Genomic DNA, 19,132 nt, shown 5'->3' with positions numbered 1-19,132 from the left:
GGGATCGCCCGCCCCGGTCCGCACGGAATCCGGGGCCGGGGGTGACATCCGACTACGCGCGTAGATATGCTCGTCTGGTGACCATGCCCACCACAGTTCCCGCATACGGCAAAGAGGCCGCGGAGCGACTCGCGTCGATGGCGGACGTGACCGCCGACGACCGCGCCCTGCGCCGCTTCCTGCACGGCCTGCCGGGCGTCGACGCGGTCGGCCTGCAGGCCCGTGCCGCGACCCTCGGCACCCGCTCGATCAAGACCACGGCGAAGGCGTACGCCATCGACCTGGCGATCTCGATGATCGACCTGACGACCCTGGAGGGTGCCGACACCCCGGGCAAGGTCCGGTCCCTGTGCGCCAAGGGGATCCACCCCGATCCCACCGACCGCACCGTCCCCCAGGTCGCGGCGATCTGCGTCTACGGCGACATGGTGGCCACCGCCAAGGAGGCCCTGAAGGGCAGCGGCATTCACGTGGCGGCCGTCGCCACCGCCTTCCCCTCCGGCCGGGCCGCGCTGCCGGTCAAGCTGGCCGACACCCGGGACGCGGTGGCCGCCGGGGCGGACGAGATCGACATGGTGATCGACCGCGGCGCCTTCCTCTCCGGCCGCTATCTTGAGGTCTTCGAGGAGATCCGGCAGGTGAAGGACGCCTGCGTCCGCGAGGACGGCACCGCCGCCCACCTCAAGGTCATCTTCGAGACCGGTGAGCTGCAGACGTACGACAACGTCCGCCGCGCCTCCTGGCTGGCCATGCTCGCCGGTGCGGACTTCATCAAGACCTCCACCGGCAAGGTGGCCGTCAACGCGACCCCGCCCGTCACCCTCGTCCTGCTGGAGGCGGTCCGCGACTTCCGCGCCGCGGTCGGCGTGCAGGTGGGCGTGAAGCCCGCGGGCGGCATCCGCACCTCCAAGGACGCGATCAAGTACCTGGTGATGGTCAACGAGACGCTGGGCGGCGAGTGGCTCTCCCCGGATTGGTTCCGCTTCGGCGCCTCCAGCCTCCTCAACGACCTGCTGATGCAGCGCCAGAAGCTGAGCACCGGCCGGTACTCCGGTCCCGACTACGTGACGGTGGACTGATACGCCATGCCCGTTTTCGAGTACGCACCGGCGCCGGAGTCCCGCGCGGTCGTCGACATCGCCCCGTCCTACGGCCTGTTCATCGACGGGGAGTTCGGCGAGGCGGGCGACGGCAAGGTCTTCAAGACCCTCTCCCCCTCCTCCGAGGAGGCTCTCTCCGAGGTCGCCCAGGCCGGCGCCGAGGACGTGGACCGCGCCGTCAAGGCCGCCCGTAAGGCGTTCACGACTTGGTCCGCGCTCCCCGGCACCGAGCGCGCCAAGTACCTCTTCCGCATCGCGCGCATCATCCAGGAGCGCTCCCGCGAACTGGCCGTCCTGGAGTCGCTGGACAACGGCAAGCCGATCCGCGAGTCGCGCGACGCCGATCTGCCCCTGGTCGCGGCCCACTTCTTCTACTACGCGGGCTGGGCCGACAAGCTCGCGTACGCGGGCTATGGGCAGGACCCGAAGCCCCTGGGCGTCGCCGGCCAGATCATCCCCTGGAACTTCCCGCTCCTGATGCTGGCCTGGAAGATCGCCCCGGCACTCGCCACCGGCAATACTGTCGTCCTCAAGCCCGCCGAGACGACGCCCCTGAGCGCCCTGTTCTTCGCGGACATCTGCCGCCAGGCCGGGCTCCCCAAGGGCGTGGTCAACATCATCACCGGCGACGGCTCGACCGGCGCCGAGCTGGTCGCCCACCCCGGGATCGACAAGGTGGCCTTCACCGGCTCCACCGAGGTCGGCAAGGCGATCGCCCGTACGGTGGCCGGCACGAAGAAGAAGGTCACCCTCGAACTCGGCGGCAAGGCCGCGAACATCGTCTTCGACGACGCCCCCATCGACCAGGCGGTCGAGGGCATCATCGGCGGCATCTTCTTCAACCAGGGCCATGTCTGCTGCGCCGGCTCCCGCCTCCTGGTCCAGGAGTCCGTCCAGGACGAGCTGCTCGACGCGCTCAAGCGCCGGATGGCCACCCTGCGGGTGGGCGATCCACTCGACAAGAACACCGACATCGGCGCCATCAACTCCGCCGAACAGCTGGCCCGGATCCGCGCGCTGGCCGACGCGGGCGAGGCCGAGGGCGCCGAGCGCTGGGCCCCGGAGTGCGAACTGCCCAGCTCCGGCTACTGGTTCGCGCCCACCCTCTTCACCGGCGTCACCCAGGCCCACCGGATCGCCCGTGAGGAGATCTTCGGCCCGGTGCTGTCGGTGCTCACCTTCCGCACCCCCGAAGAGGCCGTGGCCAAGGCCAACAACACGCCGTACGGACTCTCGGCGGGCATCTGGACGGAGAAGGGTTCGCGCATCCTGTGGATGGCGAACAAGCTCCGGGCGGGCGTCGTGTGGTCCAACACGTTCAACAAGTTCGACCCGGCCTCCCCGTTCGGCGGCTACAAGGAGTCGGGATACGGCCGCGAGGGCGGCCGTCACGGCCTGGAGGCATACCTCGATGTCTGACAACCGACTCTCCGTGCTCAAGACCTACAAGCTGTTCGTCGGGGGCAAGTTCCCCCGGTCCGAGAGCGGGCGGGTGTACGAGGTGACCACAGCAAAGGGCCAGTGGCTCGCCAACGCCCCCCTGGCCTCCCGCAAGGACGCCCGGGACGCGGTCGTCGCCGCGCGCAAGGCATTCGGCGGCTGGTCCGGGGCCACCGCGTACAACCGGGGCCAGATCCTCTACCGTGTCGCCGAGATGCTGGAGGGCCGCCGCGACCAGTTCGTCGCGGAGGTCGCCGACGGTGAGGGGCTGAGCAAGGCCAAGGCCACCGCCCAGGTCGACGCCGCGATCGACCGCTGGGTCTGGTACGCGGGCTGGTCGGACAAGACGGCCCAGATCGCCGGGTCCGCCAACCCCGTCGCCGGGCCGTACTTCAACCTCTCCTCCCCCGAGCCGACCGGCGTGGTCACGCTCCTCGCGCCCCAGGACTCGTCCTTCCTCGGCCTGGTCTCCGTGATCGCCCCCGCGATCGTCACCGGTAACACGGCCGTGGTGGTGGCGAGCGAGAAGTCCCCGCTGCCCGCCCTCTCCCTGGCCGAGGTGCTGGCCACCTCCGACCTCCCCGGCGGCGTGGTCAACATCCTCTCCGGCCGCACCGCCGAGATCGCCGCACCGCTCGCCGCGCACCAGGACGTCAACGCGATCGACCTCGCCGGCGCGGACCCGGAGCTCGCGGTCGAGCTGGAGAAGGCCAGTGCGGAGAACCTCAAGCGGGTCCTTCGTCCACAGCCTGTGGATTGGGCGGCCGACCCCGGCACCGGCCGTCTCCTCGGCTTCCTGGAGACCAAGACCGTCTGGCATCCGATGGGCGTGTAGCCCGGCACCACCGCGCCTTGGTCACCCCGCCCCCGCGGCGTCCGCATCCCGGACATCGCGGGGGTCTTTTTTCGTCGCACATATTGTCAACAATTTCATCGACAGTTAGGTTGCGAGGAACCGCACGCCGAGAAGGAACAGCGAATGATCATCGACTGCCATGGCCACTACACCACCGCGCCACCGGCGCTGGAGGCATGGCGCACCCAGCAGATCAACGGACTCACCGACCCCGCCCGCACCCCCTCCCGCGCCGATCTCCGCGTCGGCGACGACGAGCTGCGCCACAGCATCGAGCCGAACCAGCTCCGGCTGATGGACGAACGCGGCATCGACCTGACGGTCTTCTCGCCCCGGGCGTCCTTCATGGCCCACCACATCGGCGATCTCCACACCTCCGCCGAGTGGGCGGCCCTCTGCAACGAGCTCTGCTTCCGCGTCAGCGCGCTCTACCCGGAGCGCTTCGCCCCCGCCGCGATGCTTCCGCAGTCGCCGGGCGTCGACCCGGCCACCTGCGTGCCCGAACTCGTCCGCTGCGCGGAGCAGTACGGCGCCGTGGCGGTCAACCTCAACCCCGATCCCTCGGGCGGCCACTGGACGGCCCCACCGCTGACCGACCGCTCCTGGTACCCGATCTACGAAAAGCTGGTGGAGTACGACATCCCGGCGATGGTGCATGTGAGCACCAGCGTCAACCCCGCCTTCCACACCACCGGGGCGCACTACCTCAACGCCGATACGACGGTGTTCATGCAGCTGGTGCAGGGCGATCTGTTCGCCGACTTCCCCACCCTGCGCCTGATCATCCCGCATGGCGGCGGCGCCGTTCCGTATCACTGGGGCCGGTTCCGCGGCCTGGCGATGGCCCTCGGCAAGCCGCCCCTGGAGGAGCACGTCCTGGGCAATGTCTTCTTCGACACCTGCGTCTACCACCAGCCCGGCATCGATCTCCTCCTCGACGTCATCCCGGCCCGGAACATCCTCTTCGCCTCGGAGATGATCGGCGCCGTCCGCGATGTCGACCCCCGGACGGGCCGGCACTTCGACGACACCCGCCGCTACGCCGAGGCCGCCGGGCTCTCCGCGGCCGATCTGACCGGCATCTACGAACATAACGCCCGTACCGTCTACCCTCGCCTGGACGCCCTGCTGACAAAGCAGGGCCGCTGATGGCCACCACCTGGTCCGCCGATCGCGATCACAGGTCCCCTGATGACGACCTCCGGTCCGCGATGACGACCGTACGGCCCACGAGGACGACCGCAGGGCCGCTCACTCGCCCAGAGGAGCCCTCATGAGCACGCTCTCCCCCAAGACCCCGGGCTGGCTGGACTGGCACCCCGACCCGTCCCAGCCCGCCTTCGCCCTCCCGCCGGGCACCGTCGACACCCATTGCCACGTCTTCGGCCCGCAAGCCGCTTTCCCCTTCGCGCCCGAGCGCAAGTACACGCCCTGCGACGGCGGCAAGGACGACCTCTTCGCCCTCCGCGACCACCTCGGGGTCGGCCGCAATGTGATCGTCCAGGCGACCTGTCACGGCGCGGACAACAGCGCCATGGTCGACGCCGTCCAGGCGTCCGGCGGCCGGGCGCGCGGTATCGCGACCGTACGCCCGGATGTCACCGACGCCGAGCTGCGCCGGCTGGACGCGGCGGGGGTGCGCGGGGTGCGCTTCACCTTTCTGCGACGCCTGGCCGACGCCGCGCCCCAGCACGATCTGGCCACCCTCGCGAAGCGGATCGCCCCGCTCGGCTGGCATGTCGTCCTCTACTTCGAAAGCGCCGACCTGCCCGAGCTGGAACGTTTCTTCAGCTCCCTGCCCACCCCCCTCGTCGTGGACCACATGGGACGCCCCGATGTGACCGCACCGGCCGCGGGACCCGATTTCACCCGCTTCCTGAGGTTTGCCGAACGCGACGAGGTGTGGGTGAAGGTCACCTGCCCCGAGCGCCTCAGCGTCACCGGGCCCCCGGCCCTGAACGCGGAGCGGCACCCGTACACCGATGTCGTGCCCTTCGCCCGCCGCGTGATCGAGGAGTTCCCCGACCGGGTGCTGTGGGGCACGGACTGGCCGCATCCCAACCTCACCGGCCATATGCCCGACGACGGGCTGCTGGTCGACTACGTGCCCCAGGTGGCGGTCACCGCCGAGCAGCGGCGGAAGCTGCTGGTCGACAACCCCATGAGGCTCTACTGGCCCGGCGAAGGCGCCTGACCCCGATCCGCCCGCCGAGACCCGACCCCCTCCCCTTCCCGCCTCCTCCTCCCCGCCTCTTCGACAAGGGCCGCCCATGCAGCACTCCAATGCGGTGAACCGGCTGAACAGACTCCCCATCTCCCGGTTTCACAAGATCACTTTGCTGGCCGTCTCCTTCGCCTACTTCTTCGAGTTCGCGGACATCAACACCTTCGCCACCACCGCTCCCCAGCTCATCGACCTCTGGGGCATCACGGTCGACCAGATCGCCTACGTCACCTCGCTGTCGTTCGTCGGCATGTTCATCGGCTCCGTGGTCGCGAGCACCCTCGCCGACCGCTGGGGCCGCAAGAAGGCGCTGATCCACACCACGCTGTGTTTCGGGGTCTTCTCCCTGGCCTCGGCCTTCTCCTGGGACCTCGCCTCACTGAGCGTGTTCCGGGTGCTGACCTCGGCCGGGCTGTCGGCGATGACCGTCGTTGCGGTCATCTACGTCAACGAGATGTATCCGGCGGCCGTACGCGGCAAGTTCCAGGCGTACGCGATCGTCATCGGCATCTGCGGCACCCCGGCCACCAACCTCATCGCCAGCGCCGTCGTACCGCTCAGCGACTGGTCATGGCGGCTGGTCTATCTCTGGGGCGCCCTCGGCATCCTCTTCGTCCTCTTCACCCGGCACCTGGAGGAGTCCCCCCGCTGGCACGAGAGCAGAGGCGAGTACGACGCGGCGGAGGCGATCCTCACCGGGATCGAGGCCCGCGTCGCCACCGAGAAGGGCCCACTCCCCGAGCCCGCGCCGCCGATCGACGAGACCCGGCCCGCCAAGGCGTCGCCCCGCCTCCTCCTGCGGAAGCGCTACCTCGGGCCGACCCTGCTGCTCACGGTCCTGTGGGTGACCCAGACCATCGGCTTCTTCGGCTACTCGAGCTGGGCACCCACCCTGCTGGCCAAGGAGGGCTTCAGCGTCGAGAAGTCGGTCTTCTATGTGGCGCTCACCACTGTGGGCGCTCCGCTCGGCTCGTTCCTGGCCTCCCTGGTCACCGACCGGTTCGAGCGCAAATGGTGTCTGGTGGCCTTCGGCACGGTGATCGCCCTGTGCGGTCTGCTGTACGGACTGACCTTCAACCCGGTCCTGATCGTGGTCTTCGGCTTCCTGGTGAACCTCTTCGAGCGCGGCTACACGGCCCTGGGGTACGCCTACTCCCCCGAGCTGTTCGACACCCGCGGCCGCTCGCTGGGCACGGGCGTCTCCTACGGGCTCGGCCGTCTCTCCAACGCCGCCGGACCGCTGATCATCGCGGCCCTCTACCACCGCACCGGCTATCAGAGCGTCTTCTACTTCATCGCCGGCACCTGGCTCCTGGGCGCCCTCATCCTGGCGGTCTTCGGCCCCCGGACCCGCCCGGCCCGTACGGCGGCGGCGGAACGGCCACGCGCGGTCGTGTGACGGGGGCGGAGGCACGTGGGCGGTGACGTGGCGACGTGGTGACACGGCGACGCCGGGCATCACGTCGTCGGTCACGCGCGGGTCACATGGGCGAAAGGATGCGCCACACTGGTCTTCCGTGACCAGCCAACCGCCTTCCGCCCGCGTCGTCCTGCTCACCGGCCCCTCGGGCTCGGGAAAGTCCTCCCTCGCCGCCCGCACCGGGCTGCCCGTGCTCAACCTCGACGACTTCTACAAGGAGGGCGGCGACCCGACGCTCCCCCAACTCGCCGACGGCGGGGGCGCAGACTGGGACTCGCCACGCTCCTGGGACGCGGACGCGGCGATCGCGGCGATCGAGACGCTCTGCCGTACGTCACGGACGACCGTGCCGCTGTACGACATCGCCACCAGCTCCCGCGTCGGCGAGGAGACGCTGGACATCGGGCGGGCGCCGCTGTTCATCGCCGAGGGGATCTTCGCCGCCGACATCATCGGGCGCTGTGCCGATCTCGGGGTGCTCGCGGACGCGCTCTGTCTGCGCGGCCGTCCGTCCACCACCTTCCGGCGCAGGCTGCTGCGCGATCTGCGGGAGGGCCGTAAGCCCGCGGGCTATCTGCTGCGGCGTGGCTGGCGGCTGATGCGCGCGGAGCGCGGGATCGTGGCACGGCAGACGGCGCTGGGCGCCTACGCGTGCGGCAAGGGCACGGCGATGGGCCGGATAGCGGCCGCGACGGCGGGAGGGCGGGTCCCCGCCTCCGGCCAGAAGGCGTCCGTATAGCGAAAAAGGGCGTGAGAAAAGGCGCGAGGCCGGACAATCCCCCTCGGATGTCCGGCCTCGCGCCTGTTTCCCCCGTACTCCCCCGATTTCTTGTTCCCCTCCCGTTTCCCCCGTGTTCCCCCGATTTCCCCCCGCCTTCGGTCGTCCCGCCGCCGTCAGGCGACCAGTTCGCCGAAGGACTCCTCCTCGTCACGGCCGAAGCTGAGGGTCTCGTCCTCGCGCAGCCGGCGCAGCGAGCGCCAGATGCTGCTTTTGACCGTTCCGACACTGATGTTCAGGATGTCCGCGATTTCCGGATCCGTCCGGCCCTCGTAGTAGCGCAGCACCAGCATCGTGCGCTGCAGCTCGGGCAGCCGGGCCAGGGCCTGCCACAGCACGGCGCGCAGCTCGGTGCCGCGCATCGCGTCATGGTCGCCCACCGTCTCCGGCAGCTCCTCCGTCGGGTATTCGTTGAGCTTGCGCCGACGCCAGGCGCTGATGTGCAGATTGGTCATGGTGCGGCGCAGATAGCCGCCGACCGCCGCCTTGTCACTGATCCGGTCCCAGGCCCGGTAAGTCGAGAACAGCGCGCTCTGCAGCAGGTCCTCGGCCTCGAAGCGGTCACCGGTCAGGTGGTAGGCGGTTGCGTACAGGGAGGCGCGGCGCTCCTGGACATAGGCGGTGAACTCCGCCTCCGACGTGATGCGCCGCTCCCCCTCTGCCTCCCTGTACGAGCTTCCCCCGTGTCCCCCCGGTCCCCCGTTGTCCCCCCCGAGGCCGTGACCGGCCTCCTTCTCCCCCGTGATCGCGTCAATGGCCACCATGTAAGGAGGCCGCTGACGCCCGGCGCCGCGAGCGCACCCCCGCCCGCTCACGGCACCGGACTTCTCGTTGCCCCGGCCGGTGTCGTGGAGGCGCGTGCGAACTGCGCTGGTGTTCGTGAAGTGCAGTGTGCTCATTTCGCGCCCCCCGTCGGTGGAGCCTGATCGGTCTGCTGGCTGCCCCGGCCGGTGGCGTTCCGCCCGGTGCACAGAAGACTTTGCCGGGTCAGTTTCATGGGGCTGTCTGTCGACTGTCACAGGCTCGTCACAGGCGATCGGACCGATAAACCGTTCCTAAGGACTGAGCGGCAGTGAACCCTGTTGCCAGGGGTGTTGCTCGGCCGCGTGCGCCGAACGGTGTTGGGCACGCTGGTCATCCGCGTCGACTCCGCATCCGGGCGGCACGACTCGTGATCGCGGTCCAGGGATGCTGAGGCGGGTTCCCTCACGCCGCTGGGCCGCCGGTCGGGCCTGGACGGTCCGATGCCCCACACGATCTCTCTGGGCGTGGGGGGGCGATGCCGTCCGTCGCCGGATCGAATGCCCGAGGGCGCGCCTTTTGATCGCCACGGCTGCCGCATCGTGGCGAGTGGTCTTGCGGGCGGGAGTGGTCAGCGGCCGCTGCCAGTGCTGAGCTGCCCACCGGGAGGTACAGGCCGGATCCACCGTGACGAGGGCGATGCTCTGCTCGGCGGCCATCGACACCGGCCGTGCCTTCACCTTCGCGGTGGGGAACCGGGAGATCAGGCGCCGGAAACGCTTGTTGCGGCCGTACCGCTCACGGCTGCGTCCGTCAGCGAAGTCGAGGTCCTCGATGGCTATCGCGGCGGCTCCGCTCCGGCGGGTGTAGCGCAGCAGCCGCGTGAGTGCATGGCGGATCTGCGCGTCCCGATGCGCGGCCGAACCCAACAGGTCGTAGGAGAAGTGCCGGGGTCCGCCGACCGGATTGCCGTGCACATCGAGGTGCCAGGCGGCGAGGTGGTCGTCGTTCATCAGTCGGTCCCGGACCGCCACCCCAGCCGGGCCGGGCACCACGAACGGCGCCGTCATCTTGCGCTGCTCGCCCACGCGCCCCCCTTGTCGCGCCGCCGGAGATCCTGTCGCCGCACTCAACGAGCCACGCCCGCGAAGGTCGCCCATGCGACATACGAACTTCCCTTCCGACCGCGGCAGCCCCGTCGCGCTCAGACCCGGAAGCCAAGGGAGCCGATGCTCACTCGTACTCGCCCAGTCACGCTCGGGGACAGTCCAGCAGCAGCTCCCTTCCCCTGACGGTCGAACTACAGGCCCCTTGTAGGCCAGAATGACCAACGTGCCTTTCCTGTTGCTGATCGAGGACGACGACGCCATCCGCACGGCCCTCGAACTCTCTCTGTCCCGCCAGGGCCACCGTGTGGCGACCGCGGCGACGGGCGAGGACGGCCTGAAACTGCTGCGCGAGCAGCGGCCGGATCTGATCGTGCTCGATGTGATGCTGCCCGGGATCGACGGCTTCGAGGTGTGCCGCCGGATCCGCCGTACCGACCAGTTGCCGATCATCCTGCTGACCGCGCGCAGCGATGACATCGACGTCGTCGTGGGCCTGGAGTCCGGCGCCGACGACTATGTGGTCAAACCCGTCCAGGGCCGGGTGCTGGACGCCCGGATCCGCGCGGTGCTGCGGCGGGGCGAGCGGGAGGCCAATGATTCCGCGGCCTTCGGCAGTCTGCTGATCGACCGCGCGGCCATGACGGTCACCAAGAACGGCGAGGACCTGCAGCTCACCCCCACCGAGCTGCGGCTTCTGCTGGAGCTCAGCCGTCGGCCGGGGCAGGCGCTGTCCCGGCAGCAGCTGCTGCGGCTGGTGTGGGAGCACGACTACCTCGGGGACTCGCGGCTGGTCGACGCATGCGTACAGCGCCTGCGCGCGAAGGTGGAGGACGTCCCGTCGTCGCCGACGCTGATCCGTACGGTGCGCGGGGTCGGATACCGGCTGGACGCTCCATAGTGAGCGACGCACGTGCGGCCACCGGCCCGCAGCCGACGACGATGCCCGCACCCTCGCCGCACGGGCGGAGAAGCGAACAAACCGGCACAGCGGGAACGATGCGTGGTGCGCGCGGGGGCGGAGAAGTACGGAATTGAGCGCAGTGAGCGATGAGCCCGGTCGGGCCCGGGGCTGGGCCGCGGGGCTCTTGCGGTGGTTCAGCCTCCGGCTGCGGCTGATGCTGGTCTTCGGCCTGGTGGCGCTGACCGCCGCCGTGTCCGCGTCGGCCATCGCGTACTGGCTGAACCGTGACGCGGTGCTGACCCGTACCCAGGACGCGGCGCTGGACGAGTTCCGTAAATCGCTGAAGGACGACACCGACCCGCTGCCCTCCGTCCCGACCTGTTCCGAACTGCGGGACGCGGCGGGTCGTATGGCGGACAACACCCAGAAGTACGAGGTGCTGCTGATCACCCGGACCCGGGACGCCGAAAGCTGTCCGGCGGCCTCGGGCAAGGATCTGTTTACCCTCGACGCCGTGCCCGCGTCCCTGCGGCGCGCGGTGGACCAGAAGCGCCCGGTGGGCAAGGGGAACACTTCCCCGTACCACCTCTACTGGCAGCGGATCACGCTGGACGGCACCCCGTATCTGGTCGGCGGGGCCAAGGTGAACGGCGGCGGGCCGACCGGCTACATGCTCAAGTCCCTGGACACCGAGCGTCAGGATCTGAACTCGCTGGCCTGGTCGCTGGGGATCGCCACCGGCCTCGCGCTGATCGGCGCCGCGCTGCTGGCGCAGGCCGCCGCGGCCACGGTGCTGCGGCCGGTGCAGCGGCTAGGGGAGGCGGCGTACCGGCTGGGCGAGGGGCATCTGGACACTCGGCTGCAGGTCTCGGGCTCCGATGAGCTGGCCAATCTCTCCCACACCTTCAACCGGGCCGCGGAGCGGCTGCAGAAGCGGGTGGCGGAGCTGTCCGCGCGGGAGGCGTCCAGCCGGCGCTTCGTCGCGGACATGTCGCATGAGCTGCGGACCCCGCTCACCGCGATCACGGCCGTCTCGGAGGTGCTGGAGGAGGAGGCCGATTCGCTCGACCCGATGATCGCTCCGGCGGTGCAGCTGGTGGTGAGCGAGACCCGGCGGCTGAACGACCTGGTGGAGAACCTGATGGAGGTGACCCGCTTCGACGCGGGCACGGCCCGGCTGGTGCTCGACGATGTCGATGTCGCCGACCAGGTGACGGCGTGCATCGACGCCCGCGCCTGGCTGGACGCGGTGGAGCTGGACGCGGCGCGCGGGATCGTGGCCCGGCTGGATCCGCGGCGGCTGGATGTGATCCTGGCGAATCTGATCGGGAACGCGCTCAAGCACGGCGGCTCGCCGGTGCGGGTTTCGGTGCGTACCGACGGCGATGAGCTGCTGATCAAGGTCCGGGACCACGGTCCCGGCATCCCCGAGGATGTGCTGCCGCATGTCTTCGACCGCTTCTACAAGGCGAGCGCGTCCCGCCCGCGCTCGGAGGGCAGCGGGCTCGGGCTGTCGATCGCGATGGAGAACGCGCATATCCACGGCGGCGACATCAGCGCCGCGAACTCCCCGGAGGGCGGGGCCGTCTTCACGTTGCGGCTGCCGATGGACGCCTCCCGGATCGCCTCCGACGAGACCGAGGACGAGCTCGACGATCGCGACCGCGAGGGCGCCGCCGAGGGCGAGCGCGGCGACGGAGGCAAGGCCAGGGGCAAGGGCAGGACCTGGGGCAAGGGCAGGAATTCGGCCAAGGGCACGGGCCGGAACGAGGAGGGCAGGCCATGAGCGCGCGGTGGAGCCGGTCGGCCGCTCTTCTGCTGGCCGGCGCGGTCGCACTGCTGGCGTCCGGCTGCGGGATACGCGGCACCTCGGTGCCGGTGGACGCCGGGGCCGCGCCCTCGCGGGCGTCCTGCCGGGCGCCCGAGTCGGAGCGGGCCGCCGAGGGGATGAGCCGGGTCTCCGCACGGATCTATCTGCTGTGCTCCTCGCGGGTCCTGTCGGTGAGCCGGACCACCCGGCTGGGCGACGAGAAGACGTCCCAGGAGCCGGTGCGGGTGGCCCAGGCGCTGCTGGAGCAGCTGCGGCTGCCGCCGACGGCGGCCGAGGCGGCGGCCGGGTTCTCCACGGCGGTCGAGGACTGGGTGGAGATCTCCGGTCCGGCCAAGGACGACCCGGACAGCGCGCTGCGGCTGAGCCGGCCGCCGGAGGAGATCCAGTCCCTGGCGCTCGCACAGATCGTCTGCACTCTCGCGGACACCCCGGTGGCCGGGGATGACGGCAAGGTGGTGCTCGGCGGCCCGGACAGCCAGCGGGATCCGCTGAAGGCGTACCGGTGCACCGAGGAGATGCGCCGCAACCCCATGATCGCGGTCAACTCCGGGGTCCTGGTCTCCTGATTCGTTACCTGCCGGTACCGCCTCGTCCCAGGTCGGCGACTTGTCGGTAACAAGGTGCTGACCAGCGGGGTGCGGGCGGAACCACGACCCCCGCGGGCGGCGTCCTGATTTTCGTGCAGGGTCCCTTCGGCCGCAGGGCCGCCTTTCGCTACCGCGTCGCGGGCTTCGTCCTCCTCGTCGCACATCTCGCGCTCGTCTGCTGGCTGACCCTGCGACCGACGAACGTGCCCTGGGTGTCCGCCGCTACCCTCGAACCGCTGGCCACCATCCGCGCCGATCTGGCCCTCAGCCCCTGGGAGGCCGCCCGTTCCATCGGAGGCGGGCTGCTGCTGCTCGCGCCGCTGGGGGTGCTGCTGCCGCTGGCCGGGGGCCGGGTGGAGGCGTATCCGCTGGCCTCACTGGCCCGTACGGCCTTCAGCGGGGCGATGGCGGCCCTGGGGGTGGCGCTGCTGCGCAGCGAGGTGACCGGGCAGATCATGAACGTGGACGCGGTGCTGCTGAACACCGTCGGTGTCGCCCTCGCGCATGTACTGGTGGTCCCCGCCGTCCGGACGTGGCTCCGCCGTCGGGCTGACCGGGGCCGGGCCGCGCCCCTCCCCCGGGACGACGGCGCCCAGGCCCCGACCCCGACGATTCCCAGGGTCGGGATCGCACCGTGGAGCGACGTCTCCTCCAGCACGCGGACATAGCGTTGAGGACATCGGGAACTTGGCTCTTCCCGAGCCCACTCGACGAGGAGGAGTCCCATCATGAGCGCACCGCTGGTCCGCCCCCGCCACGAGAAGAAGATCGCCGGTGTCTGCGCGGGTCTCGCCCGGCGCTTCGGGACCACCCCGACGACGATGCGGGTGCTCTTCGTGGTCTCGTGTCTGCTGCCGGGGCCGCAGTTCCTGCTCTATCTCGCGCTGTGGTTCCTGCTTCCGGCGGAGGACGCCTACCGCGAGGCGTGGTGACCCGGCTCGGCCGGCGTCACGGCGTAGCGGCGTGACCCTGGCATACGGAACGGCCGGGCCGCACACCCCATCGGGATGTGCGGCCCGGCCGTGTGCCCAGGCGGAGATCAGCCCAGCTTGATGAGGTTGCCGGTCGGCAGACCTTGCAGCGGGAGCTGACTCAGCATGCCCTGGCCGGGCTTGGCCTGGGCGGCGGGCTTTCCGGCGGGCTGGGCGGCGGGCTGCCCCGGGGCGGCGACACGGCCCGCGGAGCCGCCCGGGACCGGCGCGCTGTTGGCCGCGGACGCGGCGCTGCCTCCGGTGATGACGGCGACGGCGCCGAGGGCAATGACACCGAGAGTCTTGAGCGTTCCCTGCTTCATCAGAAATCTGTCCTTGAGACGGGGGCTTGACCGATACGGAAACGTAGCCATGGATTTCGGCTGCCCGCAAACGCCGAAAACGGCCCCCGATACCTCGCCCAGGCCATGAGCCCAGTGTGCTCGGTCAGCTGCCCTCGGACACGGAATCCCTGGTCACGGCCGACGCGGAGGCCACATTTCGGAACAGCCATTCGGACTTCAGCTCGGCGTATCCGGGCTTGATCACGTCACTGATCATCGCCAGACGTTCGTCAAAAGGAATGAAGGCCGATTTCATGGCATTGACCGTGAACCATTGCATGTCGTCGAGCGTGTAATGGAACGTTGTTACAAGATGCTGGAATTCCGCGCTCATGCTCGTCCCGCTCATCAGACGATTATCCGTATTCACGGTCGCGCGGAAATGCAGTCGGCGGAGCAGCCCGATCGGGTGCTCGGCGTAGGAACTGGCCGCGCCCGTCTGGAGGTTGGAGGTCGGGCACAGCTCCAGCGGGATGCGCTTGTCGCGGACGTACGAGGCGAGGCGGCCGAGGGTGAGGGAGCCGTCGTCCGCGACCTTGATGTCGTCGATGATGCGGACGCCGTGGCCCAGCCGGTCGGCGCCGCACCACTGGAGCGCCTGCCAGATGGACGGCAGTCCGAACGCCTCGCCCGCGTGGATCGTGAAGTGGTTGTTCTCCCGCTTCAGATACTCGAAGGCGTCCAGGTGCCGGGTGGGCGGGAAACCGGCCTCGGCGCCCGCGATGTCGAAGCCGACCACGCCCAAGTCGCGGTAGCGGTTGGCGAGTTCGGCGATCTCCAGGGCGCGGGCCGCGTGGCGCATCGCGGTCAGCAGGGCGCCCACCCGGATGCGGTGGCCGTTCTCCCAGGCCCGCCGCTCCCCTTCGCGGAAGCCCTCGTTGACCGCCTCGACGACCTCTTCCAGGGTCAGCCCGCCCTCGAGGTGCTGTTCGGGGGCGTAGCGGATCTCGGCGTAGACGACGCCGTCCTCGGCGAGGTCCTCGGCGCATTCGGCGGCGACCCTGACGAGCGCGTCGCGGGTCTGCATCACGCCGACGGTGTGGGAGAACGTCTCCAGATAGCGCTCCAGCGATCCGGAGTCCGCCGCCTCGCGGAACCAGACGCCCAGCTTGTCGGGCTCGTTCTCCGGCAGCGCGTCGTACCCCGTCTCCCTCGCGAGGTCGACGATCGTGCCGGGGCGCAGCCCGCCGTCGAGATGGTCGTGGAGCAGCACCTTGGGGGCGCGGCGGATCTGTTCGGGGGTGGGCTCATGGCTGTGCTCGCTCGTCATCTGGGCACCATAGCCCCTACGCGCGTAGAACGTGAGGGATAGATACGGAACAGTGACCCGCACAGGTAGTGGAGTACACCAGTCCTTCTGCGATCGTGTCGCCATGGCTCAGCAAGCGTTGCCCGAGCGGGGCGCACGGCTGGGGCGGCCGATGGGCGCGGCCGCCGCGCAAAGGACCGTACACGGTGTGGTGTTGCTCCTCCCCGAGGGCGAACCCAACGGGACGAGACGGCCCTCCAGACTCTCGGCGGCCGCCGCCCTGCCGCTGGCCCGGCGGCTGGTCCGGGCGGGCCGGGAGGAGGGGCTGGCGGCCCATGTCGTCCACTACCGGCGCCGGGGCTGGAACGGGGCCGCCGCCGATGCCGCCGCCGATGCCGCGTGGGCCGTGGAGGAGGTGGTGCGGCGCTACGGCGATGTGCCGGTCTGCCTCGCGGGCCATGGCATGGGCGGGCGCGCCGCCCTCCGCGCCGCCGGCCACCCGGCCGTCACCTCGGTGGTGGCGCTGGCGCCATGGCTTCCGGCGCCGGACGAGGTGCTCGAACCCGAGCCGGTGAAACAGTTGGTGGGACGGCAGGTGCTGATCGCTCACGGCACGAACGACGAGCGGTCCGACCCCGAGCTGTCCTACCGGCTGGCGGAGCGGGCGAAGAAGGCCAACCGCGATGTGTGCCGCTTCGAGGTGCACACCGACGGGCACGGGCTGCATCAGCACCGCTCCGAGGTGCAGGCGCTGGCCGTGGACTTCCTCCTCGGCTCCCTCTTCCACTCCGGCTTCTCCCGCCCGGTCGCCGACGCGCTGGCGGCTCCGCCGCCGCTGGGACTGCGGATGCCGCTGGCGGCGGGCTTCGGGGCGAACCTGCGGCGCTGAGGGCGCTTGGGTGTGCGCTTGCGTCTCTGGTGGGCGCTTGTGGGTGTGCGCCTGCGCTTTGGGGTGCGTCATAGGCGAAGGGGCCGGCCCCGCCGGGACAGTGGCGGGCCGGCCCCTTCGGGCTTCAGAGGGCCGGGCTGATCCGCGAAGATCCACCGGACAGGGCCTAGGCCGGTGCGCCGACCAGTTCGCCGCGCGCGACCTCCGCGCGCCGTTCGGCCTGCGCCTTGCGCGTCGCGTACACCGTGATCGCCGCCGCGCCGCCGACCGCCACCAGGCCCATGGCGACCGTGCCGCCCCATCCGGCCGCGTGGAAGGCGAGCGCGCCCAGCGCACCGCCCACGCTGCTGCCGATGTAGTACGACGCCTGGTAGAGCGCCGCGGCCTGGGCGCGCCCGGTCTTGGCCGTACGGCTCACCGCCGAGGACGCCGCCGCGTGGCCCGCGAAGAAGCCCGCGGTGATCAGCACCAGACCGGCCAGCACCGCCGGGATCGAGTTCAGCAGGGACAGCAGCAGTCCGGCCGCCGTCGTGGACACCGCCACGTACAGCGCGCCGCGCCGCCCGAGCCGCCCGACCAGCTTGCCGGTCGCCGCCGAGGAGACCGTGCCGACCAGGTAGATCAGGAAGATCGAGCCGATCAGGCTCTGCGAGAGGCCGAAGGGCTCGGCCACCAGCCGGTAGCCGATGACCGTGTAGACCCCGCCGAAGACCGTCATGAACAGCGCGCCGATCGCGTACAGCCGGCACAACAGCGGATCGGAGAGATGCCCGGCGAGGGTGCGGGCCAGCGCCCGCGGGCTCACCGCGGCCGGGGTGAAGTTCCGGGCCTTGGGGAGCAGCAGCCGGAAGGCCACCGCGCACAGCAGCGCCATCGCGCCGACCGCGGCCAGTGCGGCCCGCCAGCCCCAGGCGTCCGCCACCCAGCCGGTGAGGATCCGGCCGCTCATACCGCCGACGCTGTTACCGGCCACGAACAGCCCGATCGCGCCGACCAACGCCTTCGGGTGAACTTCCTCCGAGAGATACGCCATCGCGGAGGCCGGGATCCCGGCCAGCGCCGCGCCCTGGACCGCGCGCAGTCCGATCAGCCAGCCCAGGTCCGGTGCGAACGGCACCAGCAGGGCGAGGACGACCGCGACCGTGAGCGAGCCGGTCATCATGGCGCGTCGGCCGAACCGCTCGGACAGCGCGCTCAGCGGCACGACCGCGAGCGCCAGGCCGAAGGTGGCCGCGGAGACGCTCCAACTGGCCTGGTCCGCCTGGACCCGCAGATCGTCGGAGATCGCGGGGAGCAGCGCCTGGGTCGAGTAGAGCAGGGCGAAGGTGGCGAGTCCGGAGGTGAAGAGGGCGAGCCGCATCCGGACGTAACCGGGGTGGCCCGGGCTCATCTGCCTGGACGCGGTACTCGCGGCGTCGTTCGTGGCAGCGGGTTGGGAGGAGTTCGGGTTCGTCGACATCGAAGCGGAGGCGTCCACACGGTGGGTTCCGGTGGACGCCCCGGTATCAGCAGGAGGCATGGTTCGACCGTACGTAAGCACGGTTGATGCGTCCAATGCACGGAATGGCGATAATCAATCCACCGCAGCATGAGTAAAGGTCAGGGTCGTAGGTGTCACGCATCAGTTACGAAAACGACATTCCGGTGACAGTCGACGTCGAGGCGGAGTCCTGGGCCGCCGCCCTCACACCGCGCCTCGCCCAGTTCGCCGCCGTCGCCCGCCATGAGCATGTGACGCGCGCCGCACAGGAGATGGGGGTGCCTCAGTCGACGCTCAGCCGGGCGATGGTCCGGCTGGAGGAGGACCTGGGCGTGGCGCTCTTCGCCCGCCGGGGCCGTACCGTGGCGCTCACTCCGGCGGGACGGACGTTCCTGCGCTCGGTCGAACGGGCCCTCGCCGAGGTCGACCGCGCCGCCGAGTCCGTACGGGCCGACGCGGATCCGGCGGCGGGCCTGGTCTCCTTCGGCTTCCTGCACACGCTGGGGACCGAGACCGTGCCCGGGCTGATCCGGAGCTTTCGGGTGGACCATCCGCGAGTGCGGTTCCAGCTGGTCCAGAACTACGGCGAGGCGATGCTCGAACGGATGCGCGCGGGCGGCCTCGACCTGTGCCTGACCTCCCCGGTGCCGGACGCCCCCGACCTGGTCGCCCGCCGCCTGGACGAACAGCGGCTGCGGCTGGTGGTCCCCGACGACCACCGGCTGGCCGGACGCCGCCGGGTCCGGCTCGCCGAGGCCGCCTCGGAGCTGTTCGTCACCCTGGAACCGGGCTACGGGCTGCGGCGCATCACCGATGCGCTGTGCGCGGAGGCGGGGTTCACGCCGCGGATCGCCTTCGAGGGCGAGGAGGCGGAGACGCTGCGCGGCCTGGTCGCGGCGGGCCTCGGCGTGGCCCTCCTCCCGCCGCCTGCCGTTCCCCGCCCCGGGGTGGCGGAGCTGACCGTCACCGCGCCGCGTGCCGTCCGCGAGATCGGTGTTGCCTGGCTGGACGGGCACCCGGACACGCCGCCGGTGGCGGCCTTCAAAAGGTTTCTGCTGAGTCGGCGGGGTCAGTTGCTGACGTAGTGGGTGCGGGGTCCGCTGGGTGCGGGTGCGTGGGTGCGCCTGCTGTTCGTGGTGGGTGCCGGGGGCGGGGCCTCCGGTGCGGCGCCTCACACTCCGTGTCGGGCCGGGGCGCGGTGGGGTGCGTGGT

Annotated in this window: 19 protein-coding genes; 14 read left to right on the top strand and 5 right to left on the bottom strand. The window is 70.6% G+C overall.

What is annotated here, in order from left to right; translation table 11 throughout:
• Positions 1 to 83: 83 nt before the first annotated feature.
• The 7 genes from deoC (at position 84) to ACFYOY_RS17915 (ending at position 7,779) form a co-directional block, all read left to right on the top strand.
• A complete protein-coding gene (gene deoC / locus ACFYOY_RS17945; RefSeq protein WP_351882230.1) occupies positions 84 to 1,079 on the top strand; it encodes a deoxyribose-phosphate aldolase in 996 nt (331 codons plus the stop codon).
• A 6-nt stretch (positions 1,080 to 1,085) separates the two neighbouring features.
• A complete protein-coding gene (locus ACFYOY_RS17940; protein ID WP_388587949.1) occupies positions 1,086 to 2,519 on the top strand; it encodes an aldehyde dehydrogenase family protein in 1,434 nt (477 codons plus the stop codon).
• Entirely contained in the window at positions 2,512 to 3,375 is an 864-nt protein-coding gene (locus ACFYOY_RS17935; RefSeq protein WP_351881083.1) for an aldehyde dehydrogenase family protein, read from the top strand. The genes ACFYOY_RS17940 and ACFYOY_RS17935 overlap by 8 nt, the downstream gene beginning before the upstream one ends.
• Positions 3,376 to 3,519: 144 nt before the next feature.
• Positions 3,520 to 4,545, top strand: coding sequence for an amidohydrolase family protein (locus tag ACFYOY_RS17930; RefSeq protein WP_351881086.1), 1,026 nt, complete (start codon positions 3,520 to 3,522; stop codon positions 4,543 to 4,545).
• A gap of 124 nt (positions 4,546 to 4,669) precedes the next feature.
• Positions 4,670 to 5,590 carry an amidohydrolase family protein gene (locus ACFYOY_RS17925; protein WP_351881089.1) on the top strand — a complete coding sequence of 307 codons (921 nt, stop codon included), beginning with the start codon at positions 4,670 to 4,672 and terminating at the stop codon, positions 5,588 to 5,590.
• A 76-nt stretch (positions 5,591 to 5,666) separates the two neighbouring features.
• On the top strand, positions 5,667 to 7,019 hold the full coding sequence (locus tag ACFYOY_RS17920) for an MFS transporter (RefSeq protein ID WP_351881092.1): 1,353 nt from the start codon (positions 5,667 to 5,669) through the stop codon (positions 7,017 to 7,019).
• Between the two features lie 118 nt (positions 7,020 to 7,137).
• Entirely contained in the window at positions 7,138 to 7,779 is a 642-nt protein-coding gene (locus ACFYOY_RS17915; RefSeq protein ID WP_351881095.1) for an ATP-binding protein, read from the top strand.
• 155 nt (positions 7,780 to 7,934) lie between these two features.
• On the opposite strand, the gene ACFYOY_RS17910 is transcribed toward ACFYOY_RS17915, so the two are convergent.
• The gene (locus ACFYOY_RS17910; RefSeq protein ID WP_351881098.1) at positions 7,935 to 8,717 is read right to left on the bottom strand and encodes a SigE family RNA polymerase sigma factor; all 783 of its coding nucleotides are present in this window, start codon (positions 8,715 to 8,717) and stop codon (positions 7,935 to 7,937) included.
• Between the two features lie 156 nt (positions 8,718 to 8,873).
• Positions 8,874 to 9,647, bottom strand: coding sequence for a hypothetical protein (locus ACFYOY_RS17905; protein ID WP_388587943.1), 774 nt, complete (start codon positions 9,645 to 9,647; stop codon positions 8,874 to 8,876).
• Positions 9,648 to 9,891: 244 nt separating this feature from the next.
• Between ACFYOY_RS17905 and afsQ1 the strand changes: the two genes are divergently transcribed.
• From afsQ1 to ACFYOY_RS17880, 5 genes are all read left to right on the top strand, one after another.
• Positions 9,892 to 10,566 carry a two-component system response regulator AfsQ1 gene (gene afsQ1 / locus ACFYOY_RS17900; RefSeq protein WP_174887374.1) on the top strand — a complete coding sequence of 225 codons (675 nt, stop codon included), beginning with the start codon at positions 9,892 to 9,894 and terminating at the stop codon, positions 10,564 to 10,566.
• A 217-nt stretch (positions 10,567 to 10,783) separates the two neighbouring features.
• Entirely contained in the window at positions 10,784 to 12,355 is a 1,572-nt protein-coding gene (locus ACFYOY_RS17895) for a HAMP domain-containing sensor histidine kinase (protein WP_351882232.1), read from the top strand.
• A complete protein-coding gene (locus tag ACFYOY_RS17890) occupies positions 12,352 to 12,966 on the top strand; it encodes a hypothetical protein (RefSeq protein ID WP_351881102.1) in 615 nt (204 codons plus the stop codon). Before ACFYOY_RS17895 ends, ACFYOY_RS17890 begins: the two co-directional genes overlap by 4 nt.
• 113 nt (positions 12,967 to 13,079) lie before the next feature.
• Complete coding sequence (locus ACFYOY_RS17885; RefSeq protein WP_351881104.1) at positions 13,080 to 13,655, top strand: VanZ family protein; 576 nt, start codon at positions 13,080 to 13,082, stop codon at positions 13,653 to 13,655.
• A 60-nt stretch (positions 13,656 to 13,715) separates the two neighbouring features.
• Positions 13,716 to 13,919, top strand: a complete 204-nt coding sequence (locus tag ACFYOY_RS17880; protein ID WP_014061318.1) for a PspC domain-containing protein — start codon at positions 13,716 to 13,718, stop codon at positions 13,917 to 13,919.
• Positions 13,920 to 14,026: 107 nt separating this feature from the next.
• Here ACFYOY_RS17880 and ACFYOY_RS17875 read toward each other — a convergent pair whose 3' ends face one another.
• Positions 14,027 to 14,281, bottom strand: a complete 255-nt coding sequence (locus ACFYOY_RS17875; protein WP_351881107.1) for a hypothetical protein — start codon at positions 14,279 to 14,281, stop codon at positions 14,027 to 14,029.
• Between the two features lie 124 nt (positions 14,282 to 14,405).
• On the bottom strand, positions 14,406 to 15,572 hold the full coding sequence (locus tag ACFYOY_RS17870; protein ID WP_351881110.1) for an adenosine deaminase: 1,167 nt from the start codon (positions 15,570 to 15,572) through the stop codon (positions 14,406 to 14,408).
• A gap of 103 nt (positions 15,573 to 15,675) precedes the next feature.
• Between ACFYOY_RS17870 and ACFYOY_RS17865 the strand changes: the two genes are divergently transcribed.
• Positions 15,676 to 16,440, top strand: coding sequence for an alpha/beta hydrolase (locus ACFYOY_RS17865; RefSeq protein WP_351881114.1), 765 nt, complete (start codon positions 15,676 to 15,678; stop codon positions 16,438 to 16,440).
• Between the two features lie 166 nt (positions 16,441 to 16,606).
• On the opposite strand, the gene ACFYOY_RS17860 is transcribed toward ACFYOY_RS17865, so the two are convergent.
• Positions 16,607 to 17,959, bottom strand: coding sequence for an MFS transporter (locus tag ACFYOY_RS17860; protein ID WP_388587938.1), 1,353 nt, complete (start codon positions 17,957 to 17,959; stop codon positions 16,607 to 16,609).
• Between the two features lie 125 nt (positions 17,960 to 18,084).
• On the opposite strand from ACFYOY_RS17860, the gene ACFYOY_RS17855 reads away from it, so the two are divergent.
• Entirely contained in the window at positions 18,085 to 19,005 is a 921-nt protein-coding gene (locus tag ACFYOY_RS17855; RefSeq protein ID WP_388587935.1) for a LysR family transcriptional regulator, read from the top strand.
• Positions 19,006 to 19,132 lie beyond the last annotated feature (127 nt).

This window comes from Streptomyces sp. NPDC007875 (assembly GCF_042868035.1).
GTDB classification, from domain to species: domain Bacteria; phylum Actinomycetota; class Actinomycetes; order Streptomycetales; family Streptomycetaceae; genus Streptomyces; species Streptomyces antimycoticus.
Note: the sequence above shows the minus strand (reverse complement) of the source record. Positions and strands in the feature narration are given on the sequence as shown.

Coding starts and splice junctions, on each gene's coding strand:
- ACFYOY_RS17865 (WP_351881114.1), top strand. CDS start 15,676: ATGGCTCAGCAAGCGTTGCCCGAGCGGGGCGCACGGCTGGGGCGGCCG.
- ACFYOY_RS17895 (WP_351882232.1), top strand. CDS start 10,784: ATGCTGGTCTTCGGCCTGGTGGCGCTGACCGCCGCCGTGTCCGCGTCG.
- ACFYOY_RS17870 (WP_351881110.1), bottom strand. CDS start 15,572: ATGACGAGCGAGCACAGCCATGAGCCCACCCCCGAACAGATCCGCCGC.
- ACFYOY_RS17910 (WP_351881098.1), bottom strand. CDS start 8,717: ATGAGCACACTGCACTTCACGAACACCAGCGCAGTTCGCACGCGCCTC.
- ACFYOY_RS17875 (WP_351881107.1), bottom strand. CDS start 14,281: ATGAAGCAGGGAACGCTCAAGACTCTCGGTGTCATTGCCCTCGGCGCC.
- ACFYOY_RS17940 (WP_388587949.1), top strand. CDS start 1,086: ATGCCCGTTTTCGAGTACGCACCGGCGCCGGAGTCCCGCGCGGTCGTC.
- deoC (WP_351882230.1), top strand. CDS start 84: ATGCCCACCACAGTTCCCGCATACGGCAAAGAGGCCGCGGAGCGACTC.
- ACFYOY_RS17880 (WP_014061318.1), top strand. CDS start 13,716: ATGAGCGCACCGCTGGTCCGCCCCCGCCACGAGAAGAAGATCGCCGGT.
- ACFYOY_RS17930 (WP_351881086.1), top strand. CDS start 3,520: ATGATCATCGACTGCCATGGCCACTACACCACCGCGCCACCGGCGCTG.
- ACFYOY_RS17920 (WP_351881092.1), top strand. CDS start 5,667: ATGCAGCACTCCAATGCGGTGAACCGGCTGAACAGACTCCCCATCTCC.
- ACFYOY_RS17890 (WP_351881102.1), top strand. CDS start 12,352: ATGAGCGCGCGGTGGAGCCGGTCGGCCGCTCTTCTGCTGGCCGGCGCG.
- ACFYOY_RS17935 (WP_351881083.1), top strand. CDS start 2,512: ATGTCTGACAACCGACTCTCCGTGCTCAAGACCTACAAGCTGTTCGTC.
- ACFYOY_RS17860 (WP_388587938.1), bottom strand. CDS start 17,959: ATGCCTCCTGCTGATACCGGGGCGTCCACCGGAACCCACCGTGTGGAC.
- ACFYOY_RS17925 (WP_351881089.1), top strand. CDS start 4,670: ATGAGCACGCTCTCCCCCAAGACCCCGGGCTGGCTGGACTGGCACCCC.